This window comes from Bradyrhizobium sp. SPXBL-02 (assembly GCF_051853065.1).
Taxonomy (GTDB): domain Bacteria; phylum Pseudomonadota; class Alphaproteobacteria; order Rhizobiales; family Xanthobacteraceae; genus Bradyrhizobium.
The window spans coordinates 4,236,945-4,256,467 of record NZ_CP182474.1 but is presented as its reverse complement, the minus strand read 5'-3'; the positions used below and the strand labels follow the sequence as shown (position 1 = coordinate 4,256,467).

At 66.1% G+C, this 19,523-nt stretch carries 12 protein-coding genes and 1 tRNA gene; 9 read left to right on the top strand and 4 right to left on the bottom strand.

Annotated features, from left to right (window positions below; genetic code table 11):
- Positions 1 to 4: 4 nt before the first annotated feature.
- Positions 5 to 400, bottom strand: coding sequence for a hypothetical protein (locus ACNJYD_RS19730; protein WP_439363061.1), 396 nt, complete (start codon positions 398 to 400; stop codon positions 5 to 7).
- 228 nt (positions 401 to 628) lie between these two features.
- Positions 629 to 705, bottom strand: a tRNA-Arg gene (locus tag ACNJYD_RS19725).
- 418 nt (positions 706 to 1,123) lie between these two features.
- Between ACNJYD_RS19725 and ACNJYD_RS19720 the strand changes: the two genes are divergently transcribed.
- From ACNJYD_RS19720 to ACNJYD_RS19695, 6 genes are all read left to right on the top strand, one after another.
- Positions 1,124 to 6,328 carry an alpha-2-macroglobulin family protein gene (locus ACNJYD_RS19720; protein ID WP_439363060.1) on the top strand — a complete coding sequence of 1,735 codons (5,205 nt, stop codon included), beginning with the start codon at positions 1,124 to 1,126 and terminating at the stop codon, positions 6,326 to 6,328.
- A 99-nt stretch (positions 6,329 to 6,427) separates the two neighbouring features.
- Positions 6,428 to 8,539, top strand: coding sequence for a penicillin-binding protein 1C (gene pbpC, locus ACNJYD_RS19715; protein WP_439363059.1), 2,112 nt, complete (start codon positions 6,428 to 6,430; stop codon positions 8,537 to 8,539).
- A gap of 51 nt (positions 8,540 to 8,590) precedes the next feature.
- A complete protein-coding gene (locus tag ACNJYD_RS19710) occupies positions 8,591 to 10,333 on the top strand; it encodes an ArnT family glycosyltransferase (protein WP_172789110.1) in 1,743 nt (580 codons plus the stop codon).
- Between the two features lies 1 nt (position 10,334).
- On the top strand, positions 10,335 to 11,180 hold the full coding sequence (locus ACNJYD_RS19705; RefSeq protein ID WP_212257029.1) for a phosphatase PAP2 family protein: 846 nt from the start codon (positions 10,335 to 10,337) through the stop codon (positions 11,178 to 11,180).
- A gap of 64 nt (positions 11,181 to 11,244) precedes the next feature.
- Positions 11,245 to 11,982: a glycosyltransferase family 2 protein gene (locus tag ACNJYD_RS19700; RefSeq protein ID WP_212257030.1), complete on the top strand. Its 738-nt coding sequence runs from the start codon at positions 11,245 to 11,247 to the stop codon at positions 11,980 to 11,982.
- Positions 11,979 to 12,317 carry a lipid-A-disaccharide synthase N-terminal domain-containing protein gene (locus ACNJYD_RS19695; RefSeq protein ID WP_025036223.1) on the top strand — a complete coding sequence of 113 codons (339 nt, stop codon included), beginning with the start codon at positions 11,979 to 11,981 and terminating at the stop codon, positions 12,315 to 12,317. The genes ACNJYD_RS19700 and ACNJYD_RS19695 overlap by 4 nt, the downstream gene beginning before the upstream one ends.
- A gap of 10 nt (positions 12,318 to 12,327) precedes the next feature.
- On the opposite strand, the gene ACNJYD_RS19690 is transcribed toward ACNJYD_RS19695, so the two are convergent.
- On the bottom strand, positions 12,328 to 14,019 hold the full coding sequence (locus ACNJYD_RS19690) for a Na/Pi cotransporter family protein (protein WP_439363058.1): 1,692 nt from the start codon (positions 14,017 to 14,019) through the stop codon (positions 12,328 to 12,330).
- A 156-nt stretch (positions 14,020 to 14,175) separates the two neighbouring features.
- Positions 14,176 to 15,360 carry a cystathionine beta-lyase gene (gene metC, locus ACNJYD_RS19685; protein ID WP_439363057.1) on the bottom strand — a complete coding sequence of 395 codons (1,185 nt, stop codon included), beginning with the start codon at positions 15,358 to 15,360 and terminating at the stop codon, positions 14,176 to 14,178.
- A gap of 396 nt (positions 15,361 to 15,756) precedes the next feature.
- On the opposite strand from metC, the gene ACNJYD_RS19680 reads away from it, so the two are divergent.
- Genes ACNJYD_RS19680 through ACNJYD_RS19670 form a run of 3 tightly spaced genes read left to right on the top strand, consistent with a single transcriptional unit; the run spans position 15,757 to position 19,521 of the window.
- Complete coding sequence (locus ACNJYD_RS19680) at positions 15,757 to 16,773, top strand: amino acid ABC transporter substrate-binding protein (protein WP_172789105.1); 1,017 nt, start codon at positions 15,757 to 15,759, stop codon at positions 16,771 to 16,773.
- A gap of 25 nt (positions 16,774 to 16,798) precedes the next feature.
- Positions 16,799 to 18,004 carry an amino acid ABC transporter permease gene (locus ACNJYD_RS19675; protein WP_439363056.1) on the top strand — a complete coding sequence of 402 codons (1,206 nt, stop codon included), beginning with the start codon at positions 16,799 to 16,801 and terminating at the stop codon, positions 18,002 to 18,004.
- Positions 18,001 to 19,521, top strand: a complete 1,521-nt coding sequence (locus tag ACNJYD_RS19670; protein ID WP_212257034.1) for an amino acid ABC transporter permease — start codon at positions 18,001 to 18,003, stop codon at positions 19,519 to 19,521. Before ACNJYD_RS19675 ends, ACNJYD_RS19670 begins: the two co-directional genes overlap by 4 nt.
- Positions 19,522 to 19,523 lie beyond the last annotated feature (2 nt).

Here is a 19,523-nt window from a genome sequence, read left to right as displayed (position 1 = left end):
GCTTCTACCTCATCCGCGAGGGGATAACCGCATTCGCCTTGGACAACGCCGCGAAGGGCAGGGCGAGCTGCAGGGCAAAGCGCCGCGTCGCGTTGGCGTTGATGAAATCCTGCAGCGCGGGCGTGATCTCGGCGTCGGTGTTGGCGGCGCGCTCGGCCAGGGCGTCGGCGACGTCGCCGGTGGCATCGCGCGACCAGCCCTCGACCGGATTGAAGCAAACGATCCGAAGGGGATAGGCGTATTGGCCGGAGATGATGTCCTGCAGCACGGTCTCGAGATCCGTGTCGGCCTCGTCGGTCTCGCGCCAGGCGCAGCCGGCACGCGCGCCGAAATCCTCGAGCACCAGGTAAATGTCGCGGTCGAGCCGATCGGCCGGCACGATCGAGGGCGAGAAACGCATACGCTTACTCCGAAACGACGGACATCAACTGCGCGGCGGAAATGAATGTTCCGTCCAACGGCTTTCGCTGTGCGAAATCGCTCCGGGGATTTCTCCGGGGATTTGGTGCCCCACATGGCCCCAATTGGCCCCTTTTGTCCGCACTTGTTCTGCAATGAGAACGCGCAACGGCTCGGCGGCGGAAGCGGGCAAGGGCTGGTTTTGCTTGAGTATTTTGCTTGTCGTGAATGGCGATCCCGGCAGGACTCGAACCTGCAACCCGCGGAGTAGAAATCCGCTACTCTATCCAGTTGAGCTACGGGACCGTCTTGAGCCGGCCGGTTGGGGCCGCCCGGATTGGGCGGCTGGCCGTTCATGTAGCATGCCAATATGAAAAATTGGGTGTTTCGCCAAGCCTGAACCGAACCGTTTTCCTCCGTGCTGCGACAAAGCGGAACGGTGGGGTGTCAGGGTGCCGGGTTGAGCGGCAGCGGATTGGACGATGGATCACATCGCCGGGAACGCTGAACAGCTTCCGGGACACGGCCGCCGGTCGACTGGCTAGGTGTTGCTGCGCCATCAGGACGGCGTGCGCGGCGGTATCTCGGCTGGTCTCCCTGGGCTTGCCTTGTCATGGCGAATGCGACGATTTGCACCTTACGGTTCCATCGCCTTGAGTCGGTCACCTTTCCGCGCATTTCATTTGCCGCCGCGGCGTTCGTCCGCGCTTTCCGGGAGTCCTCCATGATCGGTCTTGTTCGCGCCGTCACAATCTGCGCCGCGCTGGCGCTCGGCCTTGTCGCTGCACAGGCCGCCGACAAGGCGTTCAAGCGCGACGACCTCGCCGATTCCGCAATCAAGCTCGAGGCCCAGATCAAGAGCGAGGCGGGGCCGGTCGCCAAGACCAACGCGACGCTGAAGACGGACGCCGACGCCGCCTTCCGGCGCAATGATAATCGCACCGGACTTTCGGTGCTCGGCCAGATCGCCGCAACCACGCCCGAGGATGCCGGCAACTGGCTGCGGCTCGCCAAGGTCATCTTCCAGATCTCGCCGAAGAGCTCGAGCGAGCAGACCTTCCTGCTGGAGCGCGCCTCGACCGCGGCCTATATCGCCTATCAGCGCGCCGGCAATCCGGGCGAGGAGGCCGACGCGCTCGCCGTGCTCGGCAAGGCGCTGGCTGAACGCAAGCTGTGGCGGCCGGCGCTGGATGCGCTGCGGCTGTCGCTCGACATGCGCGAGGTCGCCGACGTTCGCGGCCAATATGAGAGGATGCGCGACGAGCACGGCTTCCGCCTGCTCGACTACACCGTCGACTCGGATTCGGCGAGCCCGCGCGCCTGCTTCCAATTCTCCGAGGAATTGGCCAAGCGCACCGATTTCGCGCCCTTCCTTGCGCTGGCGGGCCAGGACAAGCCAGCGCTGTCGGCCGAAGCCAAGCAGCTCTGCGTCGACGGGCTCAAGCACGGCGAGCGCTACAACATCAATCTACGCGCCGGCCTGCCGTCCACGGTGAAGGAGGGGCTGCCGAAATCGGCCGAGTTCAACATCTATGTGCGCGACCGCAAGCCCTTCGTGCGCTTCACCAGCCGGGCCTATGTGCTGCCGCGGACCGGCCAGCGCGGCATTCCCGTCGTCAGCGTCAACACGCCCGCGGTCAACATCAACGTTTACAGGATCGGCGACCGCAACCTGATCAACACGGTGGTCGACAGCGATTTCCAGAAGACGCTGTCCAAGTATCAGCTCTCAGATCTCGGCGACGAGCGCGGCGTCAAGGTCTGGTCGGGTGAGCTTGCGACCGCGATGACGCTAAATCAGGACGTCACCACGGCATTCCCGGTCGATCAGGCGCTCGGCGAACTGCAGCCCGGTGTCTACGTCATGACGGCAGCGGCCAAGGGCCCAGGCTCGGACGACGACTACCAACTCGCCACGCAATGGTTCATCGTCTCCGACCTCGGCATCTCCGCTTACTCCGGCAATGACGGCATCCATGTCTTCGTCAATTCGCTGGCGTCGACCGATCCGGTCGGCAAGGCCGAGGTGCGCCTGGTCGCCCGCAACAACGAGATCCTGGCGACGCGCAAGACCGACGAGACCGGTCACGTGCTGTTCGAGGCGGGCCTTGCGCGCGGCGAGGGCGGATTGTCGCCGGCGATGCTCACGGTCACCGGCGAGAAGGCCGACTATGCCTTCCTGAGCCTGAAGACGTCGGCCTTCGACCTGTCCGACCGCGGCGTCTCGGGCCGCGCGGCGCCCGCCGGCGCCGATGCCTTCGTCTATGCCGAGCGTGGCGTGTACCGCTCCAGCGAGACCGTCTTCCTCACCGCGCTGCTCCGCGACGGGCAGGGCAATGCTGTGACCGGCGGTCCGATGATGCTGGTGGTCGAGCGCCCCGACGGCGTCGAATATCGTCGCGCCGTGCTGGCGGATCAGGGCGCCGGCGGCCGCACGCTGTCCGTGCCGCTCAACTCGGCTGTTCCCACCGGAACGTGGCGGGTGCGCGCCTTCACCGATCCGAAGGGGGCTTCGGTCGGCGAAACCACCTTCATGGTCGAGGATTACGTGCCCGATCGGATCGAATTCGACTTGTCCGCCAAGGACAAGCTGATCAAAGCCAACGCTCCAGTGGAGCTTAAGGCCGATGGTCATTTCCTCTATGGCGCACCGGCCTCAGGCCTTCAGCTCGAAGGCGACATGCTGATCGCGCCTGCGGCCGAGCGGCCCGGCTTTGCCGGCTACAAGTTCGGCGTCGACGACGAGGAAACCACCTCGAACGAGCGCACGCCGCTGGAGAGCCTGCCCGAGGCCGACGCCAATGGTGTTGCCACCTTCCCGGTGACGCTGGACAAGCAGCCGGCCTCGACGCGTCCGCAGGAGGCGCAGATATTCGTCCGCATGGTCGAGACCGGCGGCCGCGCCGTCGAGCGCAAGATCGTGCTGCCCGTCGCGCCCGCGACGGCGCAGATCGGCATCAAGCCGCTGTTCGGCGACAAGAACGTCGCCGAGGGCGACAAGGCCGAGTTCGACGTCGTGTTCGTCTCGCCGGAAGGCGAGAAGCTGCGCCGCGACGGCCTGCGCTACGAGCTCCTGAAGATGGAATCGCGCTACCAGTGGTACCGCCAGAACAACTATTGGGAGTACGAGCCGGTCAAGTCGACCTCGCGCGTCGCCGACGGCGACGTCACGATCGCGGCCGACAAGCCGGCGCGGATCTCGCTCACGCCGCAGCCCGGCCGCTACCGGCTCGACGTCAAGTCGAACGACGCTGACGGCCCGGTGACGTCGGTGCAGTTCGACGTCGGCTGGTACTCCGACGGCAGCGCCGACACGCCGGACCTGCTGGAGACCTCGGTCGACAAGCCGCAATATGCCTCCGGCGACACCATGACGGTCTCGGTCAACGTCCGCAGCGCCGGCAAGCTCACCGTCAACGTGCTCGGCGACCGCCTGCTGACGACGCAGACCATCGACGTCAAGGAAGGCACCGCGCAGGTGAAGCTCCCGATCGGCAAGGACTGGGGCACCGGTGCTTATGTGGTGGCGACGCTGCGCCGTCCGCTCGATGCGGCTGCCCAGCGCATGCCGGGCCGGGCGATCGGGCTGAAATGGTTCGGCATCGACAAGCAGACCCGCACCTTGCAGGTGAAGCTGTCGCCGCCCTCGCTGATCCGGCCGAACTCCACGCTGAAGATCCCGGTCAAGCTCGACGGCCTCAATCCGGGCGAGGACGCCAAGGTCGTCATCGCCGCCGTCGATGTCGGCATCCTCAACCTCACCAATTACAAGCCGCCGGCGCCGGACGATTACTATCTCGGCCAGCGCCGCCTCAGCGCCGAGATCCGCGATCTCTACGGGCAGCTGATCGATGGGATGTCCGGCACGCGCGGCCAGATCAAGTCCGGCGGCGATGCCGGTGCGGGTGAGCTCCAGGGCTCGCCGCCCACGCAGAAGCCGCTCGCGCTCTATTCCGGCATCGTCACGGTCGCTGCCGACGGCACCGCGGACGTGAGCTTCGACATTCCGGAGTTCGCCGGCACCGCGCGCGTGATGGCGGTGGCGTGGACCGCGACCAAGCTCGGCCGCGCCAACACCGACGTCGTGATCCGCGATCCCGTCGTGCTGACCACGACGCTGCCGCGCTTCCTGCTCAACGGCGACCACGGCACGGTCAACCTGGAGATCGACAATGTCGAGGGCCAGGCCGGCGACTACGTCATCAATGTGAAGGCGGGCGGTCCGGTGAAGATATCAGGCAATCCCGCAACCACGGTGAAGCTCGCCGCCAAGCAGCGCAATTCGTTCTCGCTCGCGCTCGATGCGACCGCGGCGGGGCAGGCGACGCTCGATGTCGACATCAAGGGGCCGAGCGGCCTTTCGCTCGCGCGGCACTATGCGTTCGACGTCAAGGCGGCGACGCAGGTGCTGGCGCGGCGCTCGATCCGGACGCTGGCGAAGGGCGAAAGCCTGACGCTGACCTCGGACATGTTCTCCGACCTCGTGCCGGGCACCGGCAGTGTCTCGGTCTCGGCCAGCCTGTCGACCGCGCTCGATGCGGCAACGATCCTGAAAGCGCTCGACCGCTATCCCTATGGCTGCTCGGAGCAGATCACGAGCCGGGCCATGCCGCTGCTCTATGTCAACGAGCTCGCGGCGGGTGCGCACCTCGCCATGGATACCGAGGTCGACCAGCGCATCCGCGACGCCATCGAGCGGCTGTTGGCGCGCCAGGGCTCGAACGGCTCGTTCGGCCTGTGGTCGGCGGGCGGCGACGATGCCTGGCTCGATGCCTATGTGACGGACTTCCTTACCCGCGCCCGCGAGAAGGGCTTTGCGGTGCCTGATGTCCTGTTCAAGAACGCGCTCGACCGCATCCGCAACTCCGTCGTCAATGGCAACGAGCCGGAGAAGGACGGTGGGCGCGATCTCGCCTACGGCCTCTACGTGCTCGCCCGTAACGGCGCAGCTCCGATCGGCGATCTCCGCTATCTCGCCGACACCAAGCTGAACAACCTCGCGACCCCGATCGCGAAGTCGCAGCTCGCGGCGGCGCTCGCTCTCGTCGGCGACCGCAACCGTGCCGAGCGGGTCTATGGCGCGGCGCTGGACAGCCTCGCGCCCAAACCCGCGCTGGAATTCGGCCGCACCGATTATGGCTCGCAGCTTCGCGATGCCGCAGCATTGGTGTCGCTCGCCAGCGAAGGCAACGCGCCGAGGGCGACGCTGACGCAGGCCGTGTCCCGGGTCGAGACTGCCCGCGGTCTGACGCCCTACACCTCGACGCAGGAGAATGCGTGGCTGGTGCTGGCGGCGCGAGCGCTCGCCAAGGAGAACCTCTCGATCGAGGTCGACGGCCAACCGGTCAAGACCGCCCTGTATCGCAGCTACAAGGCCGACACGCTGGGCGGCAAGCCGCTGAAGATCACCAACACCGGCGATGCGCCGGTGCAGGCGGTCGTCTCGGTATCGGGCTCGCCGGTGACACCGGAGCCGGCGGCGTCCAACGGCTTCAAGATCGAGCGCAGCTACCACACGCTCGACGGCAAGCCCGCGGACATCAGCAAGGTCAAGCAGAACCAGCGCTTTGCGGTGGTGCTGAAGATCACCGAGGCCAAACCCGAGTACGGCCACATCATGGTGTCCGACTATCTGCCGGCGGGCCTGGAGATCGACAATCCGAAGCTGGTCTCGTCGGGCGACAGCGGGACGCTGGACTGGATCGAGGACGGCGAGGAGCCTGAAGACACCGAGTTCCGCGACGACCGCTTCACCGCGGCCGTCGACCGGGTCTCGGACTCCAAGTCGGTCTTCACCGTCGCCTATGTGGTCCGCGCGGTCTCGCCCGGCAAATACGTATTGCCGCAGGCCTATGTCGAGGACATGTACAATCCCTCGCGCTATGGCCGGACCAGCACGGGGACCGTCGAGGTGCGGGCGGCGAAGTGAGTGCTTGGAATGACTGACGCTCCGAAGGGGCCACAAACACCGTCGTCATGCCCGGGCTTGGCCCGGGCATCCACGGACTTTGGCGCCGCGGCTCAGAACGTGGATGGCCGGGACAAGCCCGGCCATGACGGGTGGAGAGGGCGGTTTGCCTTCCGCTTTCTCTCGACAGCCGCGCTCTCCTTCATCCTCACCATCATCGGCTTCGTCGCCTGGGTCTACTCCCTCGGCCCGCTCCCGCTCGACGAAGCCCGCCAGGTCTCCACCACCATCGTCGATCGCAACGGCAAGCTGCTGCGCGCCTATGCCATGGCGGATGGGCGCTGGCGGTTGCCGGTCGATGCCAGGACCAACGTCGATCCGACTTACCTGAAACTGCTGTTCGCCTATGAGGACCAGCGCTTCTACGCCCATGACGGCATCGATCCGCTGGCGCTGGGGCGCGCCGCCTTGCAGCTGGGAACGCGCGGCCACATCGTTTCGGGCGGCTCGACCATCACGATGCAGCTCGCTCGCCTGATCGAGCCGCGGCGGCAGCGTTCGCTCTATGCAAAGCTGCGGCAGATCGTGCGTGCGATCGAGATCGAGCGCAGCATGAGCAAGGAAGAGATCCTCGATCTCTATCTGGCGCTCGCGCCTTACGGCGGCAACCTCGAAGGCATCCGCGCGGCGTCGATCGCCTATCTCGGCAAGGAGCCGAAGCGGCTGTCGCTGGCGGAGGCCGCGCTGCTGGTCGCGCTGCCGCAGTCGCCGGAGACGCGCCGGCTGGACCGCTATCCGGAGGCGGCGCGCAAGGCGCGCGACCGCGTGCTCGACCGCATGGTCGAGGAGCACGTGGTTAGTGCCGACGACGCGGCGCAGGCCAAGGCTGTGGCGGTGCCGAACCTGCGCAAGCCGATGCCGATCCTGGCGCCGCATGCCTCCGACTCTGCGATGTCGACGGTCAAGGACACGCCGATCATCAAGCTGACGCTCGATGCGAACCTGCAGAAGATGCTGGAGCCGCTGGCGCGCGACCGCGCCATCGCGCTGGGTCCGAACATCTCGGTTGGCATCATCGTGATCGACAATGAGAGCGGCGACGTGCTCGCGCGCGTCGGCTCGGCCGATTATTTCGACGAGAGCCGGGCAGGGCAGGTCGACATGACCCGCGCAGTCCGCTCGCCCGGCTCGACACTGAAGCCTTTCATCTACGGACTCGCCTTCGAGGACGGCTTCGTCCATCCCGACAGCCTGATCGACGACCGGCCGGTCCGCTTCGGCTCCTATGCGCCGGAAAATTTCGACATGACCTTCCAGGGCACGGTGCCGGTGAGGAAGGCGCTGCAATTGTCGTTGAACGTGCCGGCCATCGTGCTGCTCGACCGCGTCGGCTCGAGCCGGCTCGCCTCGCGGCTGCGGCAGGCCGGCGGCAACCTCATCCTGCCCAAGGACGAAGCGCCCGGCCTTGCCATGGGCCTCGGCGGCGTCGGCGTGACGCTCCAGGACCTCGCCCAGCTCTATGCCGGCTTCGCCCGGCTCGGAACCACCAAGCCGCTCCGCGAGATCGTGACGGCCAAGGACGATCGCGAGCCGCTCCGGCTGCTGGATCAGGTCGCAGCCTGGCAGGTCGGCAACGTCCTGCTCGGCACGCCCCCGCCGGAGAACGCCGCCCACAACCGCATCGCCTTCAAGACCGGCACCTCCTATGGCTATCGCGATGCCTGGTCGGTCGGCTTCGACGGCCGCATGACCATCGGCGTCTGGGTCGGCCGTCCGGATGGGGCGCCGGTTCCCGGCCTGATCGGACGCGTCGCGGCTGCGCCCATCCTGTTCGACGCCTTCGCTCGCAGCGGCAAGACGCTGACCCCCTTGCCGAAGCCCCCCAAGGGAACCCTGGTCGCAAGCAACGCGAAGCTGCCGCTGCCCTTGAAGCGGTTCCGGCCGGTCGGGGAACTGGTGCGAAGCGGGGGCGAGCAGGCGCTGCACATCCAGTTTCCCCTGAACGGCTCGCGGATCGACGTCGATCGATCAGGTGGCCGGGAGAGCGCAGCCATGCCGGTCAAGGTCGCCGGCGGCGTGCTGCCCATGACGGTCATGGTTAACGGCACCGCGCTCGGCGAGATCGACGGCCGCCGGCAACGGCTGATCGATCCGCCCGGCCCGGGCTTTGCACGGCTCACCGTGATCGACGCCACGGGCGCCGCGGACACAGTCGTCATTCGAATTCAATGACCCTGCCTTAAGCGGTTGTGGCCATGGCGGTTTCAGCGTAAGCGGAACCAAATGGCCGAGACCTACCCAAGCCCCCGTTTTGGAGCCCCCCGCGAGTCGAAATCGCCCGCAAATCCGGGCAGCGGGCTCGTGCGCATGCTCGACATCGTCACCGCCAGCCACGCGCGCGCGGTCGGCTTCCTGGTGCTGTGCGCGCTGCTGCTGTTCCTGCCGGGCTTCTTCACCATTCCGCCGATCGATCGCGATGAGGCACGGTTTGCCCAGGCCACCAAGCAGATGGTCGAGAGCGGCGACTATGTCGATATCCGCTTTCAGGAGGACGTCCGCTACAAGAAGCCGGTCGGCATCTACTGGTTGCAATCGGCGACCGTCGAAGCCGCCGCGATGCTCAAGCTGCCGAAGGCCGAATTGCGCATCTGGGTCTATCGGCTGCCGTCGCTGATGGGCGCGATCGGCGCCGTGCTCATGACCTATTGGGCCGCGCTCGGCTTCGTCACGCGGCGCGCCGCGGTGCTGGCGGCGCTGATGATGTGCGCCTCCGTGCTGCTCGGTGTCGAAGCGCGCCTGGCGAAGACCGATGCGATGCTGCTGCTTTGCGTCGTCTCCGCGATGGGCGCGATGGCGCGGGCCTATTTGTCCTGGCAGCGCGCCGAGGACGAGACGCATCCGCCGTGGAGCTGGCCCGCGATTTTCTGGACCGCGCTCGCAGTGGGCATCCTGATCAAGGGCCCGCTGATCCTGATGTTTGCAGGCCTGACCATCGTCGCGCTCGCGATCCAGGACCGCGACGCCTCCTGGCTGTGGAAGCTGCGGCCGGTCTGGGGCCTGATGTGGATGCTGGTGCTGGTGCTGCCGTGGTTCGTCGCGATCTTCTGGCGGGCGGGCGAAACCTTCTTCGCCGATTCCGTCGGCGGTGACATGCTGAGCAAGATCGGGGCCCAGGAATCCCACGGCGCGCCGCCCGGACTGTACCTGGCGCTGTTCTGGATCACGTTCTGGCCGGGCGCGCCGCTGGCGGCGATGGCGGCGCCTGCGGTCTGGCGGGCCCGGCGCGAGCCCGGCGCGCAGTTCCTGCTGGCCTGGCTGATCCCGTCCTGGATCGTGTTCGAGGCCGTGCTGACCAAGCTGCCGCATTACGTGCTGCCGCTGTATCCCGCGATCGCGATCCTCACCGCCGGCGCGGTGGAGCGGCGCGTGCTGTCGCGCTCCTGGCTCATGCGCGGCTCGGCCTGGTGGTTCGCGATCCCCGCCGCCGCCTCGATCATTGCGGTGGTCGGGGCGGTGATGCTGACGCGGCAGCCCGCCTTCGTGGCCTGGCCGTTCATTGCGGCCGCGCTGATCTTCGGCCTGTTCGCCTGGTGGCTGTTCGATACCAACCGCGCCGAGCGCTCACTGCTAAACGCGCTGGTCGCAGCCCTGATGCTCGCCGTGACAATTTACGGCATCGTCCTGCCGTCGCTGACGCCGCTATTTCCCAGCATCGAGATCGCGCGCGCGCTTCGCAACGTCACCTGCGTCGGACCAAAGGCGGCTGCGGCCGGTTATCACGAGCCGAGCCTCGTCTTCCTGGCGGGCACCCGGACCTTGCTCACCGACGGCTCCGGCGCGGCGGACTTCCTGCGGCAGGGCAGCTGCCGCTTCGCGCTGATCGAGCAGCGCTCGGAGCGCAGCTTCGTGCAGCGCGCCGAGGCGATCGGGCTGCGCTACAAGGTCGGCGCGCGCATCGACGGTTATAATTTCTCGCAAGGACGAGCCATCTCGATCTCGATCTTCCGCTCGGAAGGTACCGAATAGGATGCAGGCGCCGACCGATATTGCGCCGCATGCCGGTTACCCCGCGCAATTGCTCGCCGTGTCCTGGCGCGCGCTGGCGCAGCTCGTGCGGTCGCCCTCGCATTCGTGCCGCGCCGAGGCCGCCCGGAAGCTGGCGCGGCATTCACTATGGCTTGCCATGGCGGGTGCAGCCCTGGTCATCGTGCTGATGGTCGCGTTCGATCAGACCGAGATCCTGCTGATGCCGCCGCGCGGCACGCCGAGCCTGTGGCCGATCCGGATCCTGACCGATTTCGGCAAGGACGAGTATATCCTCTCGGTGCTTGGGGCTGCGCTGGTGGTGCTGGCGCTCGTCGCGGCCGGGCTGCGCGGGAGCCGCCGCGCGCTGCTGCTGGGCTTCGGCACACGGCTGCAATTCATGTTTCTGTCGGTTGCCGTGTCTGCCTTCGTCGCCGAGATCCTGAAATATCTCATCGGCCGCGGACGCCCCTTCGTCGGGGGCACGGCCAATCCGTTCAACTTCGTTCCGTTCGAGGGGACGGGAGCTTATGCCAGCCTGCCGTCGGGCCATGCCGTGGCTGCGTTCGCCCTGGCGTTTGCCGTGTCCGCATTGTGGCCGCGCCTGCGCGTCTTCATGTTCACTTACGCAATCGTGATCCTGCTGACGCGCCTCGTGCTGCTGGCGCATCACCCGAGCGACGTCGTGGCCGGCGCTCTGGTCGGAACGGTCGGCGCCCTGGCCGTCCGCTACTGGTTCGCGGCTCGAAAACTCGGCTTTGCCATCCGCGCCGACGGCACCATCGTGCCGCTTTCAGGGACGGTTTCCGACCGCCTCAAAAGGGTTGCCCACCGGGCATCCGCCCCATAAAAGCGGCTGCCTGCCGGGATCACCGGTTCCCTTGGGCAGGTCAATTCCAACCACGAGCCTCGATTTGTCGACGTCCCAGCCATCGGTTTCCATCGTCGTTCCCGTGCGCAACGAAGCCGACAACATCGCGCCACTGATCGCGGAGATCGGCGCGGCGCTCGATGGCCGCTGGCCCTATGAGATCATCTACGTCAACGATGGCTCCACCGACGCCACCGGCGAGCGGCTTGCCGCCATCATGAAACAACGGAGCAATCTGCGTCAGCTTCGCCATGCAAGATCGGGCGGCCAGTCCGCGGCCGTGCGCAGCGGCGTGCGCGCGGCGCGCGGAGAGATCGTGGCGACGCTCGACGGCGACGGCCAGAACAATCCGGCCTTCCTGCCCGACCTGATCGCGGCGGTCGAGAAGGGAGCAGGGCGCGTCGGGCTCGCTGCCGGCCAGCGCGTCGGGCGCAAGGACACCGGTTTCAAGAAATTCCAGTCGCGCGTGGCCAATGGGGTTCGCAATGCCATCCTGAAGGACGGCACGCGCGACACCGGCTGCGGGCTGAAGGCGTTTCGCCGCGACGTCTTCCTGATGCTGCCCTATTTCGACGGGCTGCATCGCTTCCTCCCCGCGTTGGTCCGCCGCGAAGGCTACGACATCGCCTATGTCGACGTGATCGACCGGCCGCGCCATTCCGGCGTGTCCAACTATGGCTTCTTCGATCGGCTGTGGATCGGCATCATGGATCTCGCAGGCGTGTGGTGGCTGATCCGCCGCAAGAAGCCGACGCCAGAAGTGACCGAGGTGAACGCATGATCATTCAATACGGTCAGGCGCTGAGCAATTATCTCTATGACGTCTTCGTCGCCAAGTTCGATTTCTGGCTGGCGTTCGGCCTCGTCGCGCAATTGTTCTTCACCGCGCGCTTCCTGGTGCAGTGGATCGCGAGCGAGCGCGCCGGCAACAGCGTGGTGCCGATGGCGTTCTGGTTCTGCTCGATGGGCGGCGGGCTGATGACGCTGGTCTATGGCGTCGTGAAGCGCGAGCCCGTGATCATCCTCGGACAGTCGCTGGCGACGATCATCTATATCCGCAACATCATGCTGATCTGGAAGAACCGCGGCACCGCCTCGAAGACGCTGGACCGCTGATACGACGTGTTTATCGCGGCAGCGCCGACGCCGCGCCTGAGGCGGGCAGGGTGGCCGTCTCCGTCTCGGTTCTGCGGTAGGGCTCGCCGGCGGCATCGAGCACGGGATACGCGACCGAGCAGATATGCGAATGGATGCGCCTGAGGTCGCGCAGCACGTCGAGATGCAGCGAGGTCGTTTCGATGGTCTCGGAGCGGCCCTCGCGCAGGCGGTCGAGATGACGCTCGACGGCGGCAAGCTCGGCGTTCTTCAGCATGGTCTTTTCAACCAGCAGCTTGCGCGCCTCGTTGGCGTCGCCCGACATGAAGACGCCGAAGGCGATGCGCAGCGAATCCATCGTGCGCTTGTGGAAGGCGGCGAGCTCCTCGGCCCCCTCGGCCGAGAACTGGAAGCGGCGCTTGATCTTCTTGGTGGCGAGCTCGCTCAGGCTCTTGTCGATGATGTCGCCGATATGCTCGAGGTTGATGGCGAAGGAGATGATCTCCATCGCGCGCCGCCCTTCGCTCTCGTCGAGGCTGCCGCGCATCAATTTCGTCACGTAGAGCTTGATGGCCTCGTCCAGACCGTCGACGAGATTGTCCATCTTGGAGACCTGGTCGACCAGCGCACGGTCGCCGGTCATCATCGCGGCCATCACCTTGCGCAGCATCACCTCGACGAAGTCGCCCATGCGCAAGGTCTCGCGGGCGGCGTCGGCGAGCGCAAGCGAGGGCGTCTCCAGCGCGGTCTCGTCGAGATAGCGCGGCCGGGCCGGGTCGGCCTCCTGCACCCGATCGGGCAGCAGCCACGTGAGCAGGCGCGACAAGGTGTCGAGCAGGCCGATGAAGAGGACGGCCGTGCCGACGTTGAAGGCGATGTGGAAGGCCGCCGTCATCTTCGCGAGATCCGGCTGCCAGGCATGCATGTGCCCGGCGATGACGCCGAGGAAGGGCAGCACGAGCGCGATCCCGATCACGCGGTTGACGAGATTGCCGACCGGCAGGCGATAGCTCGCGGGATCGTCGCGCCTGGCGCCTTCGAACACCGGATTGATGGCGCTGCCGAGATTGGCACCCAGCACCAGCGCCAGCGCCGCTTCCGGCGTGATGAACTGCGAATAGGCCAGCGACATGATCAGAAGCACGCTGGCGACGCTCGAATGTACCGCCCAGGTGACGAGCGCGGCGATGACGATGCAGAGCACGGGATCGCCGGTGACGGCCGACATCACGAGGCGCATGCCGGGTGCGTTCTCCGCCGGCGCCATCGTGTCGAGCAGGATGTGCAGCGACAGCAGCATCAGGCCGAGGCCGATGCAGACGCGGCCAATGTCCTTGATCCGGGAGCGCGGTCCCGAGCGGAAGGCGACGAGGCCGAGCACGAACAGCACCGGCGCGACGGCTGCGATGTTGAATGACAGCACCTGCACGATCAGCGTCGTGCCGACATTGGCTCCCAGCATGATGGCAAGCGCTGCGGCGAGACCGACGAGGCCCTCGGCCGCGAACGACGAGGTGATCAGCGCCGTCGCCGTGCTGCTCTGGAGCAGCGCCGTGAGCGAGAGCCCGGCCGCGAAGGCGCTGGCGCGGTTGCTCAGCGCCTTGCCGAGCAGGCGCCTGAGGTCGGGGCCGAAGGCGCGCAAGATCCCGCTGTGGACCATGTGCAGGCCCCACAGCAACAGCGCAACGCCGCCCATGAGATCGAGCAGAACCAACGTTCCCATGCTCCGTGTCCGGATTGGAAGTCGATTGATGAGGCTAGCGCCAAATGCTTGAGGATCAAACCATTTGTTGGCGCATCGGCGTTAACGTTTGCCGTGGCTGCACGTTCCCGCGGCGCGCATTGGCGCGTCCGCAGGCGCGATGCCTTGCGCGCAGGCTCACATTGCCGCTTTGAGGGCAGCGAAGCCGCGATCGAGATCGGCCTTGAGATCGTCGGTGCTCTCGAGCCCGATGTGGAGACGCAGCGTCGGGCCGCCGGGCGCCCATTTGGTCGCGGTCCGATAGGCGTCGCAATCAAAGGGAATCGCGAGGCTTTCGAATCCGCCCCAGGAGAAGCCCATGCCGAACAGCTTGAGCGTGTTGAGCATGGTGTCGACCGCCTTCTGCGGCGCCGGCTTCAGCACGATGCTGAACAGGCCCGAGGCGCCGCTGAAGTCGCGCTTCCAGATCGCATGACCGGGATCGGTCTCAAGCCCGGGATGCAGCACGCGCGCGACCTCAGGCCTCGCCGCCAGCCAGCGCGCCATATCGAGCCCGGAGCGATGATGTTGCGCGAGCCGCACCGACAGGGTGCGCAGGCCGCGCAGCGCCAGGAAGACGTCGTCGGGGCCGGCGCAGACGCCGAGCAGGCGGATGCCTTCGGCGATCATCGGCCAGGCCTTGGCGTTGGCCGAGATGGTGCCGAACATGATGTCGGAATGGCCGCCGATATATTTGGTGGCGGCCTGCATGCTGATGTCGACGCCCTGTTCCAGCGAGCGGTGATAGAGCGGCGTCGCCCAGGTGTTGTCGTCGATGACGAGCGCGCCGCGCCCATGCGCGACGTCGGCGATGACGCGGATGTCGGGCATCTCGAACGACTGCGAGCCCGGCGCCTCCACCAGAACGGCCCGGGTGTTGGGCTTGAACAGCTTGTCGATGCCGGCGCCGATCAGCGGATCGAAATAGGTGGTCTCGACGCCGTAGCGGGTCAGCATGCCGTTGCAGAAATTGCGCGTGGGCCGATAGACGTTGTCGACCACCAGGATGTGGTCGCCGGCCTTCAGCACCGAGAGCAGGGTGGTGGAGATCGCCGACAGCCCCGACGGCACGATGCCGACGCCGGCGCATTGCGGACCCTCCAGCGCCATCAGCGTCTCCTGGAACGCCTTGGTGGTCGGGGAACCGTGACGGCCATAGGTGAACTCGCCGCGATGGGCGTGCAGGTCCTCGGCGGTCGGATAGAGCACGGTCGAGCCGTGGAAGACCGGCGGATTGACGAACCCCTTCTGCGCCTTGGTGTCGCGGCCGGAGGTGACCAGCCGGGTTTCGGCGTGCTGCTCTTGGGGGTGCGAAGAATCCATGCGTCTGCTTTCAAAACCGCGTTTTCCACCGGACGCATCGCGCCCCTGGGCCGGCCGGAAGGCCGCGGTCGTTAATAACAGAACACAGAAGAGTCCCGTCAACCCCTTGACCCGGCTCGCCAGTCGTTCTGTGATGCGCAGGTGCTATTCAGTCGCCGCATGTTGAGGGGCCTGCCGCGACCTTCGATCCATTGCCTGACCGGACTTCGCGTCACAGCCAACGAGATGGCGGGCGCCAGCGGCGGGGATGAAGGTATGGCCTCCCGAGATCGGCGAGTGTTCGGCAGGGTTTTCCAGCATGACTCTTGCAAGGCCAGTTAGAAGACCTGGCCTGGCAGAGACGAACCTAACGACAACATTCCTGACCTTGAGACGACCTTGAAAGGCCCAAAGCCCATGAAACGCGTAACCCTGGCTCTCACCCTTGCTCTCGCCGCCGGCCTCACCGCCCAAGCCGCCGATGCGCAAACGCTCAAGACCGTCAAGGACCGGGGCATGGTATCCTGCGGCGTCAGCCAGGGCCTGCCGGGCTTCTCGTCGCCCGACGACAAGGGCAACTGGACCGGCATCGACGTCGACGTCTGCCGCGCCATTGCCGGCGCGATCTTCAACGATCCGACCAAGGTCAAGTTCGTGCCGCTGTCCGCCAAGGACCGCTTCACCGCGCTGCAATCCGGCGAGATCGACGTGCTCTCGCGCAACACCACCTGGACCATCTCGCGCGACACCTCGCTCGGCGCCAATTTCACCGGAGTGACCTATTACGACGGGCAGGGCTTCATGGTGAAGAAGTCGCTGAAGGTGAATTCGGCGCTCGAGCTCAACAGTGCGTCGGTCTGCGTGCAGACCGGCACCACCACCGAGCAGAATCTCGCCGACTACTTCAAGGCCAACAACATGAAGTACGAGGTGATCGCGTTCGCCACCAACGACGAAACCGTCAAGGCCTATGAAGCCGGCCGCTGCGACGTCTTCACCACCGACCAGTCGGGCCTGTACGCCAATCGCCTCAAGCTCGCCAATCCCAACGAGCATATGGTGCTGCCCGAGATCATCTCGAAGGAGCCGCTCGGCCCGATGGTGCGCCACGGCGACGACCAGTGGTTCGACATCGTGAAATGGACGCTGTTTGCGATGCTCACCGCCGAAGAGCTCGGCGTCAGCTCGAAGAACGTCGACGAGAAGGCGAAGCTGGAAAATCCCGAGCTGAAGCGCGTGCTGGGCAGCGACGGCAATTTCGGCGAACAGCTCGGCCTGACCAAGGATTGGGTGGTGCGGATCGTGAAGACCGTCGGCAATTACGGCGAGGTGTTCGATCGCAACGTCGGTGCCGGCTCGCCGCTCGGCATCAATCGCGGCGTCAACAATCTCTGGAACAAGGGCGGTCTTCAGTACGCGCCGCCGATCCGCTGATCAGCCCCGATCGGCCGGCAGCGGCATGAGCACCGAGGCTCGAAAACCGCCGCCCCAGATCGCGCTGAAGATCCGGCGCATTCTGGGCGGCAAGGCAGGCTGGAACGGCGTTGCCGTCCAGTTTGCCTTCGCGGCGATCCTGGGCTGGATCGGCTACGAGATCGTCTCCAATGCGCGGGCCAATCTCGAGAACCAGCACATCGCCGCCGGCTTCGGCTTCCTCAGGAACAATGCCGGCTTCGACGTCAACCAGACCCTGATCTCCTATACCGGCTCGGACACGTTCCTGCGCGTGTTCGTGGTCGGGCTGTTGAACACGCTCGTGGTCTCCGTGGTGGGCATCTTCTTCGCCACGGTGATCGGCTTCATCGTCGCGCTGTGCCGGCTGTCGCCCAATTGGCTGCTGTCGCGCGTCGGCGAGATCTATGTCGAGGTCATCCGCAACCTGCCGCTGCTGTTCCAGATCCTGTTCTGGTATCTGGCGGTGCTCGCGGCCTTGCCCAATCCGCGGCAGAGCATTTCCCTGCTCGGCGTCGCCTTCATCAGCAATCGCGGCCTCGTCATTCCGAGCCCGATCGGCCAGGGCGGTCTCGAGCCGTTCCTGGCGGTGCTCGCGCTCGGCATCGTCGCCTCGCTGGCGCTGCGCTTCTACGCCAGGCGAGCGCTGTTTCAGCGCGGGCAGGTGATCCACATCTGGCCCTACGTGCTGTCCCTGCTGTTCGGGCTTCCGCTGGCCACGATGCTGGTATTCGGTCTGCCCTTCACCTTCGAGCTGCCGCAGCTGAAGGGGTTCAACTTCGCCGGCGGCTCACGCATCATCCCGGAATTCGTGGCGCTGACGGTGGCGCTGTCGACCTATACCGCCGCCTTCATCGCCGAGATCGTGCGCGCCGGCATCCTGTCCGTTCACAAGGGGCAGATGGAGGCGGGATCTTCGCTCGGCCTCAGCCGCGGCGCCACGCTCCGCCTCATCGTGGTGCCGCAGGCCATGCGCGTCATCGTGCCGCCGCTGACCAACCAGTACCTCAATCTCACCAAGAACTCGTCGCTGGCGGTCGCGATCGGCTATCCTGACCTGGTGTCGGTGTTCGCCGGCACGTCGCTGAGCCAGACCGGGCAGGCGATCGAGATCATCGCCATGACGATGGGTGTTTATCTCCTGATCTCGCTCCTCACCAGCGCGATCATGAGCGTCTACGGTTGGCGCGTCAGCCGGAGCCTCGGCGCATGAGCGATGTCATGTCATCCAACTTCGTCCGCCAGGACCTGCTCGCCGAGCGTCCGGCGCCGGTGAAGACGACGGGCTTCATCGGCCTGATGCGCACGCGCCTGTTCAACTCGCCGACCAACATCCTGCTGACGATCCTGGGCGCCTTGCTGCTCTGGTTCACCATCATTCCCTCCGTCAAGTTCCTGATGGTCGATGCGGTCTGGAGCGGCAAGGACCGCGCCGCGTGCCTCGCCGAGAACGCCGGCTTCGCGGTCGGCGCCTGCTGGCCCTACATCCAGGCGAAGCTCCCGCAACTGATCTACGGCTTCTATCCCGAGGCCGAGCGCTGGCGGGTGAACCTGACGCTGTTGCTCGCAGCCGTCCTGCTGTTGCCGCTGCTCGTTCCGCGGCTGCCGGCGAAGAGCCTGAATGCCGGCCTGTTCTTCGTCGCCTTTCCGGTGGTGGCCTTCTTCCTGCTGCACGGCGGCGGCATCAAGGGCTTTGGGCTGAGCTGGACGGCTGGCCTGCTGCAATTGTTCGACGAGAGCATCGTCGGTGCCGGACAGGCGCTGCTCACCTCGAGCAGGACCTCTGCGGTCGGCCCGCTGCTCTGGGCCGTCGGCAGCCTCATCGTCCTGCTCGGCACGGTGATCCATTGGCTGATCTTTCCGCTCACCTGGCTGCGCGATTATATCCAGGGCACGGGCCAGTCGGTCTGGACGGATTTCGCCATCACAGCCGCGATCGTCTGCCTGATCGCCTTCGTTCTCGGCGGCGGTGTTCGCACCGGCGGGCGGGCTCTGGCATCGAGCATCGCCACCTTCATTGCCATCGCCATCGTGATCAAGCTGATGGATCTCGACCACGGCGGATTGCCGGTCGTGACGACGAACCTGTGGGGCGGCCTCCTGGTGACGCTGGTGGTCTCCGTCACCGGCATCGTCACCTCGCTGCCGATCGGCATTGCGCTCGCGCTCGGCCGCCGCTCGACGATTCCCCTGATCCGGATCTTCTCGATCGCCTTCATCGAGTTCTGGCGCGGCGTGCCGCTGATCACCGTGCTGTTCTTCGCAACCTACATGCTGCCCCTGTTCCTGCCCGGAAATTTCACCGTCGATGGCCTGGTGCGTGCGCTGATCGGCATCGCGCTGTTCACCGGTGCCTATCAGGCCGAGAACGTCCGCGGCGGGCTCGCGGCGATCCCGCGCGGTCAAAGCGAGGCGGCCGCCGCCCTCGGGCTGTCCTGGTGGAAGACGACCTCGCTGATCGTGCTGCCGCAGGCGCTGCGGCACGTCATTCCGAACCTCGTCAACAGCTTCATCTCGCTGTTCAAGGACACCTCGCTGGTCTCGATCGTGGCGCTGTTCGATCTGCTCGGCTCGCTGCGCGCCTCGTTCGCGGATCCGAAATGGTCGACGCCGTCGACGGCGTTCACCGGCTTCGCCTTCGCCGGGATCATCTACTTCATGTTCTGCTTTGGAATGTCGCGCTATTCGTTGTTTGTCGAGCGGCGCCTCAACGCCCACCGCCGCAACTGATC

Bases quoted from the DNA above. Each gene is read 5' to 3' on its own strand.
- ACNJYD_RS19720 (WP_439363060.1), top strand. From the start codon at position 1,124: ATGATCGGTCTTGTTCGCGCCGTCACAATCTGCGCCGCGCTGGCGCTC.
- ACNJYD_RS19705 (WP_212257029.1), top strand. From the start codon at position 10,335: ATGCAGGCGCCGACCGATATTGCGCCGCATGCCGGTTACCCCGCGCAA.
- metC (WP_439363057.1), bottom strand. From the start codon at position 15,360: ATGGATTCTTCGCACCCCCAAGAGCAGCACGCCGAAACCCGGCTGGTC.
- ACNJYD_RS19680 (WP_172789105.1), top strand. From the start codon at position 15,757: ATGAAACGCGTAACCCTGGCTCTCACCCTTGCTCTCGCCGCCGGCCTC.
- ACNJYD_RS19670 (WP_212257034.1), top strand. From the start codon at position 18,001: ATGAGCGATGTCATGTCATCCAACTTCGTCCGCCAGGACCTGCTCGCC.
- ACNJYD_RS19675 (WP_439363056.1), top strand. From the start codon at position 16,799: ATGAGCACCGAGGCTCGAAAACCGCCGCCCCAGATCGCGCTGAAGATC.
- ACNJYD_RS19730 (WP_439363061.1), bottom strand. From the start codon at position 400: ATGCGTTTCTCGCCCTCGATCGTGCCGGCCGATCGGCTCGACCGCGAC.
- ACNJYD_RS19695 (WP_025036223.1), top strand. From the start codon at position 11,979: ATGATCATTCAATACGGTCAGGCGCTGAGCAATTATCTCTATGACGTC.
- ACNJYD_RS19710 (WP_172789110.1), top strand. From the start codon at position 8,591: ATGGCCGAGACCTACCCAAGCCCCCGTTTTGGAGCCCCCCGCGAGTCG.
- ACNJYD_RS19690 (WP_439363058.1), bottom strand. From the start codon at position 14,019: ATGGGAACGTTGGTTCTGCTCGATCTCATGGGCGGCGTTGCGCTGTTG.